This window comes from Chryseobacterium scophthalmum (assembly GCF_900143185.1).
GTDB classification, from domain to species: domain Bacteria; phylum Bacteroidota; class Bacteroidia; order Flavobacteriales; family Weeksellaceae; genus Chryseobacterium; species Chryseobacterium scophthalmum.
Genome location: NZ_FSRQ01000003.1, coordinates 43,503 through 63,178 on the forward strand (window position 1 = coordinate 43,503; position 19,676 = coordinate 63,178).

The window sequence follows — 19,676 nt, forward strand, 5'->3', positions numbered from 1 at the left end:
TCTTCTGGAATTATTTCCGGGAGATTTTTTTTGACTATTAATAAATGATTTTTTTTTACTTTAAAATTATAGTTCTTATTTTAGGGAATTAATTTAAGCAAATTCAGTTTTATTTTTTTTATTTTACATTGTGTTGTTAAAGAGTGAGTTATTATTTATAAATATGCTGCTGTTCTTTTTCTTTTTTAATAGAAAATAAGTAAATGAAAATATCGATTTTTTTATAAAAATAATATCATTATATTTGCCGAATAAACGAAATATCAAAATGTTGAATGAAAAAGCTTAATGATGCTTTTACTGCCTTGTATAATGGGGATAATATTGTGAAACTCACAGAGCTGAGATATATACCACGGTGGATAGTTATTATTATAGACTTTTTTATAGTCTTGTTATCCATAATTCTTTCTTATTTTTTCTTAGAAAAACTTAAGGTTACTGTCAATTTTCCTAATTATTTATTTCAACAGAAATTATTACTTATTAGTATTAATGTCTTATTTATGTTCATATTTAAAACGTATGCGGGAATCATAAGACATTCTACATTTTTTGATTTTTTTAAAATTGTTTTATCTTCAGGAAGTACGCTAATTATTATGTTGATAATTAATGTTGGAAGTGAGGTTTTTTTAGAAAAATCATTGTATCTGTATCCTGTATTATTTCTTTATTTTTTTATGTCAGTTTCCATTATGTTTTTCTTCAGAATGGCAACCAAACAGTTTTTTAATATTCTTATTGATTATAAAGGGTCATCATCAAAAACTAGAGTTGCAGTCGTTGGCATAGGTGATGCATCGGTTTCTTTAGCTAGAGCTATACTTCATAATCCTAATTATCCTTATCGTTTAGAAGGTTTTATTACGAAGAGATCAGATTCAAATAAGGCAATTCTTTTAGGTCATAAAATCTATAATATCGATTATTTTTTTAAGAATAAAAATTTAGTCAGTCAGTTTGATGCTCTCTTGATTATCAAAGAAATCATGTCAAAACATGAGATCGAAGAATGGATGACATTGGCATTAGATCATGAACTTAAAGTTTTGAAAGCACCTACATTGAGCAAAATGCGTGATTCTGATTTGGTTGGAGGGATTCGGCAGCTTCAAATTGAGGATTTGTTAAACCGTAGGCCTATTAAAATTGAAAATGAAGAAGTTAAAAAAAGACATTTTGAAAAAAATGTTTTGGTAACAGGGGGAGCCGGTTCTATTGGTAGTGAAATAGTAAGACAGGTTGCTCAATTTAATCCTTCAGTAATCGTTGTATTAGATCAGGCAGAATCTCCTTTGTATGAATTAGAACTCGAATTGCTTGAAAAGTTTCCCGAGCAGAAATTTAAATTTGTCTTGGCAGATATTTCCAATTCATATAGACTTGAAAAAGTTTTCGAGCTTTATCAATTTTCAATGGTTTATCATGCTGCTGCTTATAAGCATGTTCCTTTAATAGAAGAAAATCCGCACGAAGCTATTTTTGTAAATGTATTAGGTACAAAGAACGTGGCTTTGCTTTCAAAAAAATATAAAGTAAACCGTTTTGTAATGGTTTCTACAGATAAAGCGGTGAATCCTACGAATGTAATGGGAGCTTCGAAGAGAACGGCCGAGCTTTTTGTGCAGTCTTTACAGAATTCAGAGGATAATACAACAAAATTCATTACAACTCGTTTTGGAAATGTATTGGGTTCTAATGGTTCTGTAATTCCGCATTTTAGAAAACAAATTGAAAAGGGCGGTCCGGTTACAATCACCCATCCTGATATTATCAGATATTTCATGACAATTCCTGAGGCGTGTGAATTGGTACTTCAGGCAGGAACAATGGGAGCGGGTGGTGAAATCTATGTTTTTGATATGGGTGAACCAGTGAAAATTTTAGATTTAGCGAAAAGAATGATTAAATTATCTGGCTTTACACCAGATGTAGACATTAAGATTAAGTTTATAGGTTTACGACCTGGTGAAAAACTATATGAAGAATTGTTGAGCGATAATGCAACAACCATTCCTACTCACCATGAAAAAATTATGATTTCTAAAGATCCTTTAATTGGTTTTAATGAAATTGAAATTTTGTGTAAGCAGATTATCAAATCAGCAGTGAAAAGAGATAAGTTGCAGGTGGTAAAGCTTTTGAAAGATATTGTACCAGAATTTATCAGTAATAATTCGGAATTTGAAGTTCTGGATAAGAAAAACCTGACAGATGTGTCAGATTAAATACAGAAAAATAAGTATCTGTTATTAAGTATTATTAACACGTAATTATCAATATAATCATCAACAAATTTTGTTTGAGAAATAATAATCCTATTTTTGTGAAAAAATTATCAGAAATGATCCTAAAAAAATATTTTATTTACGGCATTCTTAGCTTAACGATATTTTCTTGTGCACCAAGACAGGAAATTAATTACATGCAGGATATTGAGAATTTAGCATTAGATAATTCCATTAAAAACAGCAGAAGTACTTTGCAACCAGGTGACCAATTAATTATCACTATAACGGCTAAAGATATGGATGTAGTAAAACCATTTAACCAAAGTTATTCTTCAAGTTCTACTATAACGCAATATTCAGTTCCAAGTTCAAATAATCTTCCTCAGCAAATTCCTGTTTCAGGATCTACTTATATTGTAGATACAGACGGAAATATTATGTTTCCACAAATTGGTAGCGTAAGTACAAAGAATGAAAATTTGGAAACAATGAGAAGTAAGTTGACAGGTCTTATTTCAGAATATGTTAAAAATCCTGTGGTTGATATTAAATTGACGAACTTTAAAGTTTCTGTTTTAGGTGAAGTTACGAGACCTGGACAGTATATTATTCCTGATGGAAGTACAACTTTATTGGGGGCTCTAGGTTTGGCGGGTGATTTAACTCCTTTTGGAATTCGAACAAATGTTTTGATTGTTAGAAATGTTGATGGTCAAATTACTAAAGAAAGAGTAGATTTGACAAGTGCGCAATTTATCAATTCTCCGTATTATTATTTAAAACAAAATGATATGGTCTATGTGCAGCCAAATGCTAACCGAGAAAAAGCTGCAAGGGTAGATCCAAACACAGGATTGTATATTTCCGTTGCATCAGTTATTGCTTCTTTGGTTATTGGAGTTTTAGCACTTACAAAAAATTAATATTAAGAATTATTCTTTATAGTGGATTATAATCAAATACAAGATGAGACTCAGGAAGAGTCTTTGAATATCAGAGAAATCATAAAACCTTATATCTATCGATGGTATTGGTTTATTATAGGGGCAATTGTAGCAGTTATTGTTGCATGGTTCTTTTTAAGATATAGTATCCCGATATATAGTACAGAATCAACTTTATTAATAAAAGAAGTTAAAAAGTCGACAGCTGGTCAACCGGAAATGTCCGTTATTTCCGAATTGGGGGGTATTGGTGGAATGGGAACCAATTCTGTTGATAATGAAATTGAGATTTTAAAATCTAAAAAACTAATGCTATCTGTTGTGAGAGAATTAGCATTGGAAACCAATATTTATTCTAAAGGAAAAATAAAAGAAACAGAATTATACAAAGAAACGTCTCCCTTTCTGGTAAGGATTATCAGCGAAAAGAAAAAGACGCAGTATCCTAAAAAAGAAGTTATTGCTAGAATAAAAGGCGATAAGATTATAATTGAATCCGAAAGTTTCAAGAAAGAGATTCAGGCCGACTTCAATAGATCAGTTACAATGCCTTTTGGTGTAGTAATGTTTCAGAAAAATCCAAACTTCAAATATTCTTCTAAAGAAAAATCTAGCGAAGAATATAAATTACAGTTTATGTCGGGGATGGATAGAGCTAGATACTACCTGTCTAAGCTGAATGTAAGCTTGGTACAGAAGGAAGCTACGGTTCTTAAAATTTCAATTACAGATCCTATTCCAGACAAATCAGTAGATATTTTAGATAAGCTTGCCGTAAATTATAACCGTGAAGCTATTTTAGATAAAAATTCAGAAGCACAAAAAACAGCAAGTTTTATTGATGAGCGTATTAATCTTATCAGTAAGGAATTAGGAAATGTAGAGTCTCAAAAAGAAGATTTTAAACTTCGGAATAATATTGCTGATATTCAAACAGAAGCAGAACTTTCTTTAGAAACTGCAATGAGTAGCCGCCAGAAGCAGCTTGAGAATGAATCTCAACTTGAGTTAGTAAACAGCTTGCTTAGCTCTGTTAACCGACAGGGAACGTATCAGGTTTTACCTCTTAATGTTGGTCTTGCAGACGGAAATATTACCTCAAATATCGCCGCATATAATCAGTTGGTCATTGACAGAAATAGATTGCTGGAAAATTCTACGACATCTAATCCTGTTGTACAAGATATTACCAATCAGATCAACAGTATGCGTAGTTCGGTAGTACAAAGTTTGCAGAAAAGCAGATCGGCACTTCAGATTTCAATAGGAACAATTGCGGGAGAACAAAACAGACTGTCTGGTAGAATCTCTAAAATTCCGGTTCAGGAAAAAATGTTCCGTAGTATTGAAAGACAACAAAATATAAAAGAACAGCTTTATCTATTATTGCTTCAAAAACGTGAAGAAGCGGCAATATCTTTGGCTATTGCTGCCCCAAAAGCTAGAATTGTAGATGATGCCTTAACTAATCCTATTCCTGTTTCTCCCAAGAAAATGATTATTTATCTGGGGGCATTAATTATCGGGTTGTTAATTCCTTTTGCAGTTATTTATTTATTAGAATTATTTAATAATAAAGTTAAAACGAAGCAAGAGCTAGAAAAGCTGCTTGATGGGGGAACTGTAGTTGGAGAACTTCCATCACTACAGAAAGGTGATCCGGAAATAGTTCAGCTAAATGATTTATCTCCTTTAGCAGAAGCATTCAGAATTTTGATTACAAACATTAATTTTATGTTGCCGAAAAACAAAAAAGGCAATGTAATTTTTGTTACCTCTACAGTTAAAGGAGAAGGAAAAACATTTACTTCGGTTAATTTAGCTCTTACATTGGCAACGCCAAGAAAAAAAGTAATTATTATTGGTTCAGATATAAGAAATCCACAGTTACAGAGATATAATGAAAGCAGAAGAGGATTGATTGGTCTTTCAGAATTTATGTATGATGACCAGATGAATCCTTCAGAAGTTATTCATCCTACTTCATTCAATCCGTATTGTGATGTGATTTATTCAGGAGCTATTACTCCAAACCCCACAGAATTATTATCCAACGGAAGATATCAGGAGCTGGTAGAAAGTTTAAAACCAATGTATGACTATATAATATTGGATACTGCCCCTATGATGCTGGTTACAGATTCTTTTTTGATAGCTGATGTTGCAGATGTAACGGTATATGTTACTCGTTCCGGTCATACAGAAAAGGAATTGATAGGGTTTATCAATAAGCAGATTAAAGATAAGAAAATCAAAAATGTTGGTTTGGTATTGAATGATGTAAGTAAAATCCATAGCGGATATGGTTATGGTAAATATGGTTACGGATATGTCGCAGATACCAATAAATCTTGGTGGAATAAACTATTTGGAAGATAAACTTTATTGAGTTAATGATATAGAAATTTAAATCTAAGAATTTTTTACAAATTAATTTTCAAGAAGAAACTGTTTAGCAATGATTAAGAATGAATAATAGAGAGCATAAAATTGCAATTATAGGTTTAGGATATGTTGGCTTACCTTTAGCAAGGCTATTTGCGACTCAATATCCTGTCATTGGTTTTGATATTAATCAAAAAAGAATTACCGATTTGCAAAACGGAACCGATACAACTTTAGAATTAGACGATGAAGTTTTACAATCGGTTTTGCTTCAAAAAAATCCTTTAAAGAACAATATAACTAAAGGGTTATTCTGTTCGGCGGATAATAAAGATCTTCAGAATGCCAACGTTTATATCATTACTGTTCCTACACCAGTTGATAAACATAATCGTCCTGATCTTACACCATTATACAAAGCAAGTGAAACAGTAGCCAAAGTTCTAAAGAAACATGATATTGTTATTTATGAATCTACAGTTTATCCTGGGGTAACAGAAGAAGAATGTGTGCCTGTTTTAGAGAAAGTATCAGGTTTAAAATTCAATGAAGATTTTTTTGTAGGATATTCACCTGAAAGAATCAATCCTGGGGATAAAGAACACACAGTAGATAAGATATTAAAAGTTACCTCTGGATCCACTCCTGAAATTGGAAAAATTGTGGATGATTTATATAAATCTGTAATAACTGCTGGAACTCACTTGGCTCCGACAATTAAAGTTGCTGAAGCATCAAAAGTAATTGAAAACTCACAGCGTGACCTCAATATTGCTTTTATGAACGAATTGGCAAAGATTTTTTCACTAATGGATATTGATACCCATGATGTTTTAGAAGCTGCTGGTACTAAATGGAATTTTTTGAAATTTAAACCAGGTTTGGTAGGTGGTCATTGCATTGGGGTTGATCCTTTTTATTTAGCACAAAAAGCACAAGAAATTGGATATTATTCTGAATTAATTTTAGCAGCGAGAAGATTGAATGACTCTATGGGAGCATTTGTCGCCTCACAAGTTGTTAAATTAATGATCAAAAATGATATCAAAGTAAAAGGATCCAAAATTTTAAACTTAGGAATTACTTTTAAAGAAAACTGTCCGGATATAAGAAATTCCAAGGCAATTGATGTTATAACCAATTTGCAGGAATATGGAGCTGAGGTTATAACTTTTGACCCTTGGGCAAATTCATCGGAAGTTGCTGATGAATATGGAATAAATTGTTATTCTGAAATTATAGTAAACAAATTAGAAGAATATCAGAAGTACGATGCTGTGATTCTTACAGTTGCTCATGATGAATTTCTTAGTCTTAATTTAAACCATTTAATCAAAGAAAAAGGAGTTGTTTATGATGTAAAAGGAGTGTTCTCAAAAGAAGATATAGACAAAAGACTATAATTAAATTTTATTAATATAATTCCTGTACAAATCGTAGTATATTTGCAGGTCACATAAATAGGAAAAAGTATGTTAGAACACGATATAAGACCTTGGGGAGAGTATTGGGTTTTAGAAGACGCTGAAACTCATAAAGTAAAAAGAATTTTGGTTAATCCAGGAGAAAGACTTTCTCTTCAATACCATCATCACCGAGCAGAAGTATGGACAATAGTTACCGGTGTAGGAACTATTACTATTAATGATGAAATTAAAGATTTTGCAGCAGGTGAGGTTGCAAAGATTTCTTTAGGAGCACATCATCGTATTGAAAACAAAACTAATGAACCTGTAGTTTTTATAGAAGTACAATACGGAACTTACTTTGGTGAGGATGACATCGTAAGAGTTGAAGACGATTACAATAGAATATGATATACAATGTAATTTTATCAGGAGGTGTAGGAAGTAGGCTTTGGCCTCTTTCTCGTAAGCAACACCCTAAACAGTTTCTTAAATTATTTTCTGGTAAAGCACTATTTGAATTAACAGCTGAGCGTAATCAGGAAGTTGTAGACCAGATTATGGTTGTGGGAAATACAGATCATATTGAATGGAGTAAACAACTATTAAGTGATATTTCTTTACCAAAAACCTTTATTACTGAAACTGCAGCTCGAAATACAGCTGCAGCTATTGCTTTTGCGGCTTTAGCAGTTAATTCAGATGATATATTAATTATTACTCCATCTGATCATTTTATTCAGAATCAGGATGCCTATGAAAAAGCAATAAAAGAGGCTGTCGAATTAGCAAAAAAAGACTTTCTCGTAACTTTTGGAGTGGTACCGTCAAAACCAGAAACAGGCTATGGTTACATTGAATATGAAGGTAAAGATGTGCTTTCATTTAGAGAAAAACCAAATACGGAAACTGCTCAAGAATTTTTAGAAAGAGGTACTTTTCTTTGGAATTCCGGAATGTTTTGTTTTAAAGCAGGAATATTTTTGGAAGAACTAAGAAACTATCAGCCTGAAGTATTTGATAAATGCAAAGAAGTTTGGCAAACATCAGAAAATCAATGTTTAAATATTGATGCGTCTCTTCAGATTCCATCAATAAGCATTGATTATGCAGTTATGGAAAGATCAAAGAAAATTAAAGTGGTTCCTGCACATTTTAGATGGAATGATTTAGGGTCTTTCGAATCTTTATATGATTATTTGCGTTCCACGGGTCATCCTGTGGATGAAAATGGAAATATGGTAATCGGAACGGAAATTTTTACAGCTTTTGTAGGACTTAAAGATTGTATTTTAGTTCACACTCCTGATGCATTACTGATTCTCCATAAAGAAAAATCGCAGGATGTAAAGAAAGTTTATAATCAACTTGAAAAATATAAATCCACTTTAAGATAATGTTAAAGTGTATTTATATTATTATTTAAAAATATGAAAAATAAACACCTTATTATATTCGGAACAAGACCTGAAGCTATTAAAATGGCTCCTCTTGTAAAAGAATTTCAAAAATATTCTGATTTATTTGAAACTAAAGTTTGTGTAACAGCACAGCATAGGGAGATGCTGGATCAGGTGTTAAATTTTTTTGAAATTACACCAGATTATGATCTTAATTTGATGCGTCCAAATCAAAATCTTTACACATTAACTTCTGACATAATTACTGAACTCAAGCCTGTTTTAGAAGATTTTCAACCAGACTTTGTATATGTACATGGTGATACAACGACCACAATGGCAGCAAGTATAGCAGGATTTTATTCTGGAGCAAAAATATGTCACATAGAAGCGGGACTTAGAACTCATGATAAACGTTCACCTTTTCCCGAAGAAATCAACAGACAGGTTGCAGGAAGAATTGCAGATTATCATTTTGCACCTACACAACAGTCAAAAGAAAATCTTTTAAAAGAAAATGTAGATCAAGAATCTGTTATAGTTACTGGCAATACAGTGATTGACGCATTATTAGATAGTTCAAATAAAGTAAAAGTTCTTGAAAATCCTGAGATTAATTTATTGAAAAGTATTACTGATGTTAATAAAAAAATAATTTTAGTAACAGGACATCGTCGTGAAAATCATGGACAAGGATTTATTAATATCTGCGAAGCATTAAAAGAAATTGCTCAGAGTAATAAAGATGTCCAAATTATTTATCCCGTACATTTAAATCCGAATGTTAAAAAACCTGTTTACGAAATTTTATCAAGAGTAGACAATATCAAGTTGATTGATCCATTAGCCTATCCTGCTTTTGTTTGGTTGATGAACAAATCATATATGATCATTACAGATTCAGGAGGAGTCCAAGAAGAAGCCCCAAGTTTAGGGAAACCAGTATTGGTAATGAGAGATACTACAGAAAGACCGGAAGCTGTTGAAGCAGGAACCGTAATCTTAGTAGGAACTGATAAAGAAAAAATTATAAGAGAAACAAATAGCCTTTTAAATAATGCAGAAAGATATGAGAATATGAGTGCTTTACATAATCCTTATGGAGATGGGAAGGCTTGTGAAAGAATTGTAAACTTTATTAAATTAAAATAAAACATAACATTGGAAACAAAAGTTGTTACAATAGGATTAGGTTACATTGGTCTACCAACCTCTGCGTTAATTGCAAATAACGAAATGGCGGTATATGGCGTTGATATTTCACAAAATGTAGTCGACACGATTAATGCAGGTAATATTCATATAGTAGAGCCTGACTTGGATAAAGCAGTTTCAACTGCCGTTAGTAAAGGATATTTAAAAGCTGGTACAACTGCTGTAGTAGCAGATGTATATTTGGTAGTAGTTCCTACTCCATTCAAAGGGAACCACGAACCCGATATATCATATGTTCAGGCGGCTACAGAAGGTATTATTCCTCTTTTAAAGGAAGGAGATTTGTACATTATTGAATCTACATCACCGGTAGGTACTACAGAGAAAATGATGGATCTTATTTGTTCAAAAAGACCGGAATTAAAAGAGAAAATCTATTTTGCTTATTGTCCCGAGAGAGTACTTCCCGGAAATGTAATGTTTGAGCTTGTTCATAATGACCGTGTTATTGGCGGTGTTAATAAAGTCTCTACAGAAAAAGCAATTGAGTTTTACAAACAATTTGTAAAAGGTGAGCTTCATGCTACCAATGCACGTACAGCCGAAATGTGTAAGCTTACGGAAAATTCTTCGAGAGATGTTCAGATAGCTTTTGCAAATGAACTTTCATTGATTTGTGATAAAGCTGGAATCAATGTGTGGGAGCTTATTAAACTTGCCAATAAACACCCAAGAGTAAATATTTTGCAACCAGGTTGTGGAGTAGGAGGACATTGTATAGCTGTTGATCCTTATTTTATCGTTTCAGATTATCCGCTAGAATCAAGAATTATCGGTAAAGCACGAGAAGTCAATAATCATAAAGCTTTTTGGTGTGCCGAGAAAATCAATGATGCTAAAAAAGAGTTTCAGATAAAACATAATAAAGCTCCGAAGATTGCTTTAATGGGAATGGCTTTTAAACCTAATATTGATGATTTAAGAGAGTCTCCTGCGAAATACATTGTTCAAAGAGTTCTACAGGATGCTAATGATGAAGAATATTTTATTGTTGAACCAAATATTAGTGAGCATAATATCTTTAAAATCACACCATATGAAGAAGCAATTGAAAAGGCAGATATTATAGCAATTTTAGTTGGACATAATGAATTTAAAAACCTTTATTTTTCAGATAATCAGGTAGTGCTTGATTTTTGTGGAATAAATAATGTTAAGCTTACTTAAATTTTTTGTATTTAAAAGTTTAATGTTTAACTATTTTAAAAATTAGATTTGAAAAACTATAATATACATTTAACCAAATTTTCTTCGACTTTGTATTCATCAATGAGATTTTTCCCCTTATTTATGTTATATTTTAGAGGACTAATGGTTTTTCTACGAGTTAACGCGTTTGGGGGTATCTGTAAATCAATACCTAGAGTTGATAAAAATTTTAGTTTTAAATATCCTCCACATAGGGGAATTTATATTGGAAAAAAATGTTCCTTTGGCCCTAATGTAATGATTGAGGTACCCTATTATGCAAAATTAAAGATTGGTGATAATGTTAGTTTTGCTTCAAATACTGTAATTTCATCAGAAATTAGTATTAATATCGGAGATAATTGCTTATTTGCTGAATTTATTTCTATTCGTGATGCAGAACACAGTTATCAAAAAAAGATGTTAATTAAAGAACAAGAGTTAATCTCAGATGAAGTAATTATTGAATCAGATGTTTGGATTGGACGTGGTGCTTGTGTTTTAATGGGATGTAAAATTAGTCAAGGTTCAATTATTGGGGCTAATTCACTAATTAAGAATAAAATAACAAAACCTTACGCGATATATGTTGGAATACCTGCGAAGGAAATTGGTATGCGAGATTAGATTTTTTTGTTTGTGTATTTAAATAGTTATGACTTATAAGTTTTGGTTTTGAAAACATATAATATTTTTTTTAAAATTATTTTTTCTGGTATCTGGGCTCAATTGCTTATGGTTATCAGTTCAGTATTGTTTGCAAGACTTTATAGTCCTGATGATTTTGGGGTGTTGGCTTATGTTTCTGGTTTTGCTTCAATTATTGCTATAGTATCAGGGTTGAGATTTGATTACATTGCATTTTCCAAGAAAGAAGAAGAAAAACATATGTTTAATGTTCTTACTCTTTTTTTAATGTTTGTAGTACATATAACTTTAATATTTTTTGTAATAATATCTAATTTTTTTTCGGATCTCTTTTCTGGCAGAAGTTATTGGCTCGTTTTTTTTAGTTTTTCTTCCAGTATCTTTTATTTAAGTACACAGTTACTTGTTTCTATTGGAAACTACAAATATTTTTCGAGAGTAAGAATACTTCAAGCTTTATTGCAGCTTATTTTTGGTTTTCTTTTCTTTTATTTTAATTGGAATAATGGGCTGGTTATTGCTTATTCACTATCTCAATTATTAATTGGTTTAATTGTTTACAACTCTTATTTCAAAAAAATTTCTAATTTAAAGATAAATAATCTTAAAGAATGCTTTCTAGCAGACTATAAGCACGCATCTTACAATACGATTATTGTATTAATTCAGTATGCAACACCTTTTGCACCAATTTTATTCGGACAATACTTATTTAATTCGAAAGAAGTTGGCGCTTTTTATTTGATTTCTTCCGCAGTTGCTTCGCCAATGTCGATTTTAAGGAGATCTTTATTGAATTTGTTTAACGGTGAAGTCACATCAATTCAGAAAGCTAAAGATTTAATAACTAATTTTAAAAAGAAGAATTTGGTATTTCTTAGCCTGATATTTTCATTTGTTTTTTGTGTTTTATTTTTATTTTTTTATTCTGAAGATGTTGTTCTACTATTTTTTGGAAAGCAATGGCTTAGATATTCCTATTATGTGATTCCTATATTTGTTTTCTTTTTTTTAGATATGATTTTTCAACCATTTACAACCTTATTACCACTATGGGGGAAACAAAAATTCTCAATGTTTTTCGAATGTTTAAGGTTTTTATTGGTCTTTTTAGTGGTTCCACTTGTGGCCTATTTAATGTCGTTCAGTTATTTTAGTTTTTTTAACTTTTATTTTTTTGCTACAACTTTAGTATACGTATTAGTAATATTTAAAGTATATAGGTCGATTTATCCAACATCAAACACAGCTGTATGATTATTTTTTTGTTGTTTTTGCAATTTCTATTAACATCGTTAATTCTGTATAAAGAAATATTTGTTAACAAACTTAGATATTTAGCTTCGGGCATTTTTTTTTCAATTTATTTATTACTGTTTGTATTGGTTCCAATTATATTACATTGTTTTTATGGCGGTGCTAGATCAATAATAGCAGGTAAGGATAATTTGATATTAAATTTTGAGGTGTATATTATTTACAATCTTTTAGGATTAGTATTACTAAGTACTAGTGTATTTATTATATACAAAAGGAGATTACTTAAGCCGAAATTCAATGGTGTTAGTTTTTATCCAACTTTAGCTAACAAAACAGGTATTATAATTGTTTTAGGATTATTTATTTTCATATATTCTACTGGTTTAAGTTTGAGTGAATTATTTTCAATATCTCGATTTGGATGGATAGAGACTGGCGATTATAATGTTATTTTGTCTGTTTTGTCAACTTATCTTATTGCATTAACTCCAGTATATATATATTTATTCTTTTTTTCAAAGAAAAGTAAATTGACAAAAGTAATTTTCCTAATGTGCTTAGTTTCTTTGATTGTTTATTCCATCATAACGAAAGATCGAAAGTCTTTTTTCTATATATTTTCTGGATTTTTGGCGGCAAAATATCACAAAAATTATTGTAGTTTTAGTGTTAACAAAAAGCACCTTATTATAGGATTTGCATTATTTTTAGTTTTTGTTTTTTCACAATTCATTCGTGATTTTGCTCCGAGATATTTTTTAAATGAAGACATAGATTTTGTGGAGGAATTTTATTTGAGCAGTTCACGTATTATCGAATATAGTGATTTATCGTATTTTTACAGGGCCAGTGTAGAAGCAATATATCAAAATTATGAAAATGATTTTTATATACCTCTTGGGATTATTAGGCGAACATTATTTTTTTATTTACCTGCAAATTTGTCAGGCGGGCTTAAAATTGAAGATATGTCTGCTGTTTTTTCAGATGTTGTAGGAGGGGGTACTTCAAGCAGAAGAGGAAGTATGCCACCAGGTTTTTTTGGAATCTTTGTCTTGAGTTTTGGATGGCTTTTTAGTATTTTTTTAATGCCTTTGATCTCATATTTTATTCACAAAATTGATATTTTATTTATCAAAAAGATAACTATCTTACAAATAGTTGCTATAACTTTGTATTTTACAGGTGTTGTATTTGTTTTTAGAGGTGATGAGTCTACTTCTTTCTATTTTTTTATTTCAAATTTAGTTTTTTTAAAAATTATTATATCAACAAGAATTTTTAAAAATATTCAATAATTATATTATATGTCGAAAATTGTATTTTTTTGCAAGGATAGTAAATCAAATATTAATTTATTTGAATATTATACACAAGATATTGATGCTTTAAAAGATTTAGGTCATGAGGTTGTAATAGTAAATAGATTTATAGACATTCCATTTAAATTTGATGTTTTATTTGTGTGGTGGTGGACCTATGCATTTTATCCGGTTATTTTAGCTAAGATATTAAGAAAGCCTGTAATAATAACAGGAACTTTTAATTTCAAATTTCCTGATGGCTTTGACGGTATTGATTACTTTGCAAGACCTTTTTGGCAGCGTATTCTTATTAAATTTTCTGTTAAGTCAGCCTCATTGAATTTATTTGTTAATAATCACGAATTAGTTAATTGTACTAATTATTTTAAATTAAAATCCTCAAAATATTTTCCTCATATCATTTCTGCTGATTATCTAAAAGAACCAAATTTTGAAAATAAGAAATTAGAATTATTTAATATTGCATGGAGTGGAAAGAAAAATTTGATTAGGAAAGGAGTTCCTGAATTGCTAGAAGCAATATATATATTAAAGAAAGAAGGTAGAGAAATTAAATTAACGTTAGCGGGTAAAAGAGGTGATGGAATTGATTATCTGCATTCTTTAATTAAAAGATATGATATAAATAGTTTAGTAACAATTGTGGGGGAAATAACTAAGGAAGAAAAAATTAGTATGATGAATAGTTTTGCTATTTTTGTCCAACCATCTCATTATGAAGGTTTCGGTTTAGCAATGGCTGAAGCAATGGGGTGTGGAGCTTGCATTATTACCTGTGATGTCGGTGCTGTCAAAGACGTTGTAGGTGAAACTGGATTATATACAGTTCCAGGTTCGCCGAGAGATTTAGCTGATAAAATTAAAATTGCTATTGAAGATGAGCAATTGAGAATTAAACTACAAAAAATGGCTTTTGATCGTGCAAATAATGTATTCTCTTATAAGAAAAAGTTATACAGTTTAGATAGTTTTTTAAATAAACTAAAATAAATAGATAGTAAATAATAATATATAAAATGAAACCATATCAAATATGTTCAGTAAGTGTGATGGACACTTCAGATTCACGTATTACGTTTGATGAGAACGGAGTCAGTGATCACGTTACTGACTTCTATAAAAATGTAAAACCCAATTGGCATACAGATGAAATTGGAAGGAAGCAATTAGAAGGAACGATTGCAAAAATAAAAAAAGAGGGAGAAGGAAAAGAATTTGATTGTATCCTTGGAATGAGTGGTGGGGTTGATAGTTCTTATATGCTACATTTAGCTGTAAAAGAATTTGGATTACGTCCACTCATATTTCACGTTGATGGAGGGTGGAACTCTGAGCTGGCAGTACACAATATTCAGGTGATGGTGGACAAATTAGGGCTTGACCTTTACACAGAGGTTATCAATTGGGAAGAAATGAAAGACTTCCAGCTCGCATTTTTCAAATCGGGTGTACCACATCTAGATATCCCACAAGATCATGCTTTTATAGCAACACTTTATAATTTTGCGGATAAATACAATATCAAGTATATTCTTAATGGAGGAAATATCTCTACAGAATGTGTGAGAAACCCTATGGAGTGGCTATATTATGGTACTGATATGGCACAATTGAAAGATATTATTAAAAAATTTGGGACTATTAAAATGGAGACCTATCCTTTTAGTCCAATTTTCAGACATAAATTCTACTTGCGTTATATTCGTAATATTCAGGTAGTAAAACCTCTTAACAACATGCCATATATAAAAGAAGATGCTTTGCGGATTCTGGCTGATGAATATGGCTGGAAACCCTATCCTCAAAAACATTTCGAGTCTCGTTTTACAAAATTCTATGAAGGATATTGGATGCCGGAGAGATTTGGTTTCGATACTCGTAGAGTTCAATACTCAAGTTTAATTCTTACCGGACAAATGACAAGAGAAGATGCTCTTGAAAAATTAAAGAAGCCAGCCTATAACCCTGAGACTATTCAGGAAGAGTTTAATTACATTGCAACAAAACTTGGTATAAGCTCTGATGAACTTAGGAAGTACTTTGAGATGCCGAAGAAATTTTATTGGGACTACAAAAATCAGGAATCTTTGTTTAATTTTGGCGCAAAAGTTTTAAAGTTTCTGGGGATAGAAAGATCAATTAAAAGATGATAACAATTATAGATTACGGTTCAGGAAATATCAATGCGATAGCAAATATTTATGAAAAGCTTAGAGTTGCTTATACAATTGCAAAGGATCCTGCACAGGTTATAAATGCTCAGAAGATATTTCTTCCTGGAGTAGGTTCATTTGATGAGACTATTTCAATGCTTGATACAATTGGATTCAGAGAAGTCTTAGATAAAGAAGTTCTGATAAATAAGGTTCCTATTATTGGCATTTGTGTCGGAATGCAGATTCTTGCAGAAAGTAGCGAGGAAGGATCTTTGAAGGGGTTAGGATATATAAAAGGAAAAGTTAGGAAAATTGACTCTTCTACCATTACCCATAAACCAAAACTACCACATTTAGGATGGAATTCCATCAATATTGAGAAAGACCATAAAATTCTTCAGAATATTGATCCGAAATTAGGTTTTTATTTTCTCCATTCTTACTATTTTGAATGTGCGGATGAATCAGACATTCTTACAACTTCCATCTATGGGAAATCGTTTGCTTCATCGGTAACTAGAGAAAATGTATTCGGAATACAATTTCACCCAGAAAAAAGTCATCATAACGGAGTCAATTTACTCCATAATTTTGCATTACTATAATGTTACGATCAAGAATTATCCCATGCCTTTTAGTTCATAAAAGAGGGCTTGTTAAAACAGTGAATTTTAAAGATCCCAAATATGTAGGTGATCCAATAAATGCTGTTAAAATATTTAACGAAAAAGAGGTTGATGAACTGATGGTTATCGATATTGATGCTACAGTTGAAGGAAGAGAGCCAGATTTTGAGATGATTAAAAACATTGCAGTAGAATGTCGAATGCCCTTTTGTTATGGTGGAGGAGTTAAAACGGTAGCTCATGCTAAGAAAATTATTAGTTTGGGTGCTGAAAAAGTAGCCATAAGTACTGCAGCGTTACAAAATATAAATCTACTGAAAGATATTGCTGATGCAGTAGGAATTCAAAGTGTTGTTGTGGTAATAGATATTAAAAAGAAAAAATTCTTTGGAGGTTATGAGATCGTAACGCACAATGGGAAAAAAACTGCGGATGTAAAGCTTGAGCGCTTTCTTAAGGATCTTAATGAAATTGGAATTGGTGAGCTTGTAATCAACTCTGTAGATGAAGATGGAAAAATGGGCGGATATGATTTTAAACTTTTTGATTTGATAAGAAAAGAAACTGAAATGCCAATGACCATTTTAGGAGGAGCCGGCTCTATTGATGATATACGTATTGCAATTGAAAGATATCAAACTATTGGGGTTTCTGCAGGAAGTCTTTTTGTATTTAAAGGAAAGTATAGGGCTGTGCTCATTAGTTATCCTTCTATAGATGAAAGATGGAATTTATATCAATTGAAAAATTAAAACACGTTAAAAAATAAATGAAACAAATAATTCAATCCTTCAAAACAGGAGATACTATATTAGAAGATGTACCCGCACCTCAAATAAAGCGAGGATGTGTATTAATTCAGACAACCCGCTCACTTGTATCATTAGGAACTGAGCGTATGTTGGTTGAGTTTGGGAAATCAAATTTAATTTCCAAAGCACGTCAACAACCAGATAAAGTAAAACAGGTTTTAGATAAAATAAAAACAGACGGGTTAATGCCGACTGTTGAAACTGTATTTAATAAACTGGGAGAACCACTTCCTTTAGGATATTGTAATGTCGGAAAAGTAATTGCAGTGGGTGAAGGAGTTAACGATTTTAAAATTGGCGATCGTGTAGTATCAAATGGTCAACATGCAGAATTTGTTTGTGTACCGAAGAATTTGGTTGCTCATATACCAGATAATGTTTCAGATGAAGAAGCTACTTTCACCGTTATAGGCTCTATTGGTCTTCAGGGAATCCGTTTATTAAACCCTACTTTAGGAGAAACGGTTGTAGTTGTCGGCTTAGGATTAATAGGATTGCTTACAGCACAGTTACTTGTTGCAAACGGATGTAGAGTAATTGGTTCTGATATTGACGAATCTAAACTGGAAATGGCTAAAAAATGGGGAATCATTCCATTTAATCCACTAAAAGGAGATGTCGTAAAATTTGTTGAAGATCTTACTGATGGAATTGGAGCAGATGGAGTAGTAATCACTGCTTCTGCAAAAAATAATGATATTATCTCTCAATCTGCACGTATGAGCAGAAAAAGAGGTCGAATCATTTTAGTAGGTGTAATAGGGTTAGATATCAGCAGAGCAGAGTTTTATGAAAAAGAACTGACTTTTCAGGTTTCCTGTTCATATGGTCCGGGTCGATATGATGAAAATTACGAGCAAAAAGGAGTAGATTATCCTTTACCTTTTGTTCGCTGGACTGAAAAAAGAAATTTTGAAACCATACTTCAGGCAATCAGTACCAAACGTATTTTTGTTGAAGAAATGATAACGGAGGTTGTTGAACTAAATAATTATCTTAAAATTTATGGTGAGATCGGAAGCAGTCATTCTATTGCATCCATATTAAAATATGATGAAAAAACTCAGCTAAATCCAAGTCGCAATATAAAATTAAAAGATACCAATTTTTTAGGCTCAAAAGGAGTAATAGGAATTATAGGTTCTGGTAATTTTACAAAAATGACGATGATGCCTGCTTTGAAGGATAGCGGTGCTAACTATAAATATATTGCAAGTAACGGAGGGGTAACCGGAACAGCAGTTGCTCAAAAATATAATATAGCCAATTCTACAACCGACTATAAACAAATTTTAAGTGATGCTGAAGTAGATCTTGTTTTAATTACGACTCGTCATGATCTTCATGCTCCAATGGTAAAAGAAACATTGGCTGCAGGTAAAAATGTATTTGTTGAAAAGCCTTTAGCATTAAACCTAACTGAATTAAATGAAATAATAGAAATTCAGCAGAAAACTGGTAAAAATATTACTGTAGGTTTTAATCGTAGATTCTCTCCTCATACAATTAAAATCAAACAATTGGTAGGGAATGCTCCAATGAATGTTATTGCTACAATGAATGCAGGATTTATTCCTCCTAATGTTTGGGTACATGATATGAAAGTTGGTGGTGGACGAATCATTGGTGAGGCTTGTCATTACATTGATTTAATTACTTATCTTACAGGAAGCAAAGTAAAATCTGTATGCATGAATTCTATGGGAATAAACCCAGAAGAAAATACAGACAATGCTTCAATTCTTTTAAAATACGAAAATGGTTCTACAGGAGTAATCAATTATTTTGCAAATGGCTCAAAAGCATATTCTAAAGAAAGACTGGAAGTTTTTTCTCAGGAGAGAACATTTATAATGGATAACTTCAGAAAAACAGAAGGATTTGGGCTAAAAGGTTTTTCTAAACTGAAAACAAGCTTAGATAAAGGGCACAAAAACCAATTCCATACGCTAATTAAAAAAATTAAGGAAGGAGGGAGTCCTTTGATCCCGTTGGACGAAATTATCAATACGACAAAAGCATCTTTTGCTGCAGTTGAGAGTTTAAAAAGCAAAAGCTGGATAGATATAGACTAATG

The 19,676-nt window shown here is 31.5% G+C and carries 16 protein-coding genes; all 16 read left to right on the forward strand.

Translation table 11 applies throughout. The annotated features are described in order from the left end of the window. The first annotated feature begins 275 nt into the window (after positions 1-275). The 16 genes from BUR17_RS15310 to BUR17_RS15385 all read left to right on the forward strand — a co-directional run bounded on the left by BUR17_RS15310 (position 276) and on the right by BUR17_RS15385 (position 19,674). Complete coding sequence (locus BUR17_RS15310) at positions 276-2,231, forward strand: polysaccharide biosynthesis protein (RefSeq protein ID WP_074231368.1); 1,956 nt, start codon at positions 276-278, stop codon at positions 2,229-2,231. 116 nt (positions 2,232-2,347) lie between these two features. Further along, complete coding sequence (locus BUR17_RS15315; RefSeq protein ID WP_074231370.1) at positions 2,348-3,157, forward strand: polysaccharide biosynthesis/export family protein; 810 nt, start codon at positions 2,348-2,350, stop codon at positions 3,155-3,157. Between the two features lie 21 nt (positions 3,158-3,178). Further along, entirely contained in the window at positions 3,179-5,557 is a 2,379-nt protein-coding gene (locus BUR17_RS15320; protein WP_074231372.1) for a GumC family protein, read from the forward strand. Between the two features lie 89 nt (positions 5,558-5,646). Beyond that, positions 5,647-6,966: a nucleotide sugar dehydrogenase gene (locus BUR17_RS15325; RefSeq protein ID WP_074231374.1), complete on the forward strand. Its 1,320-nt coding sequence runs from the start codon at positions 5,647-5,649 to the stop codon at positions 6,964-6,966. Positions 6,967-7,035: 69 nt separating this feature from the next. Next, positions 7,036-7,380 (forward strand): phosphomannose isomerase type II C-terminal cupin domain, encoded by a 345-nt coding sequence (locus BUR17_RS15330; RefSeq protein ID WP_074231376.1) that lies wholly within the window; start codon positions 7,036-7,038, stop codon positions 7,378-7,380. Then, positions 7,377-8,366, forward strand: a complete 990-nt coding sequence (locus tag BUR17_RS15335; RefSeq protein WP_074231378.1) for a mannose-1-phosphate guanylyltransferase — start codon at positions 7,377-7,379, stop codon at positions 8,364-8,366. The genes BUR17_RS15330 and BUR17_RS15335 overlap by 4 nt, the downstream gene beginning before the upstream one ends. A 33-nt stretch (positions 8,367-8,399) precedes the next feature. Continuing rightward, a complete protein-coding gene (gene wecB, locus BUR17_RS15340) occupies positions 8,400-9,521 on the forward strand; it encodes a non-hydrolyzing UDP-N-acetylglucosamine 2-epimerase (RefSeq protein ID WP_074231380.1) in 1,122 nt (373 codons plus the stop codon). A gap of 9 nt (positions 9,522-9,530) precedes the next feature. After that, positions 9,531-10,751: a UDP-N-acetyl-D-mannosamine dehydrogenase gene (gene wecC / locus BUR17_RS15345; RefSeq protein ID WP_074231382.1), complete on the forward strand. Its 1,221-nt coding sequence runs from the start codon at positions 9,531-9,533 to the stop codon at positions 10,749-10,751. Between the two features lie 48 nt (positions 10,752-10,799). Continuing rightward, positions 10,800-11,399 (forward strand): acyltransferase, encoded by a 600-nt coding sequence (locus BUR17_RS15350; protein ID WP_143747604.1) that lies wholly within the window; start codon positions 10,800-10,802, stop codon positions 11,397-11,399. Positions 11,400-11,447: 48 nt separating this feature from the next. Continuing rightward, a complete protein-coding gene (locus BUR17_RS15355; protein WP_143747605.1) occupies positions 11,448-12,677 on the forward strand; it encodes a lipopolysaccharide biosynthesis protein in 1,230 nt (409 codons plus the stop codon). Then, a complete protein-coding gene (locus tag BUR17_RS15360; protein ID WP_074231389.1) occupies positions 12,674-13,978 on the forward strand; it encodes an O-antigen polymerase in 1,305 nt (434 codons plus the stop codon). The genes BUR17_RS15355 and BUR17_RS15360 overlap by 4 nt, the downstream gene beginning before the upstream one ends. Before the next feature lie 9 nt (positions 13,979-13,987). Further along, complete coding sequence (locus tag BUR17_RS15365) at positions 13,988-14,995, forward strand: glycosyltransferase family 4 protein (protein ID WP_074231391.1); 1,008 nt, start codon at positions 13,988-13,990, stop codon at positions 14,993-14,995. Positions 14,996-15,021: 26 nt separating this feature from the next. After that, complete coding sequence (locus BUR17_RS15370) at positions 15,022-16,155, forward strand: N-acetyl sugar amidotransferase (protein WP_074231393.1); 1,134 nt, start codon at positions 15,022-15,024, stop codon at positions 16,153-16,155. Then, a complete protein-coding gene (hisH, locus tag BUR17_RS15375) occupies positions 16,152-16,766 on the forward strand; it encodes an imidazole glycerol phosphate synthase subunit HisH (protein WP_074231394.1) in 615 nt (204 codons plus the stop codon). The genes BUR17_RS15370 and hisH overlap by 4 nt, the downstream gene beginning before the upstream one ends. Next, positions 16,766-17,539 carry an AglZ/HisF2 family acetamidino modification protein gene (locus BUR17_RS15380; RefSeq protein ID WP_074231396.1) on the forward strand — a complete coding sequence of 258 codons (774 nt, stop codon included), beginning with the start codon at positions 16,766-16,768 and terminating at the stop codon, positions 17,537-17,539. The genes hisH and BUR17_RS15380 overlap by 1 nt, the downstream gene beginning before the upstream one ends. 17 nt (positions 17,540-17,556) lie before the next feature. Next, entirely contained in the window at positions 17,557-19,674 is a 2,118-nt protein-coding gene (locus tag BUR17_RS15385) for a bi-domain-containing oxidoreductase (protein WP_074231398.1), read from the forward strand. The last annotated feature ends 2 nt before the right edge of the window (positions 19,675-19,676 follow it).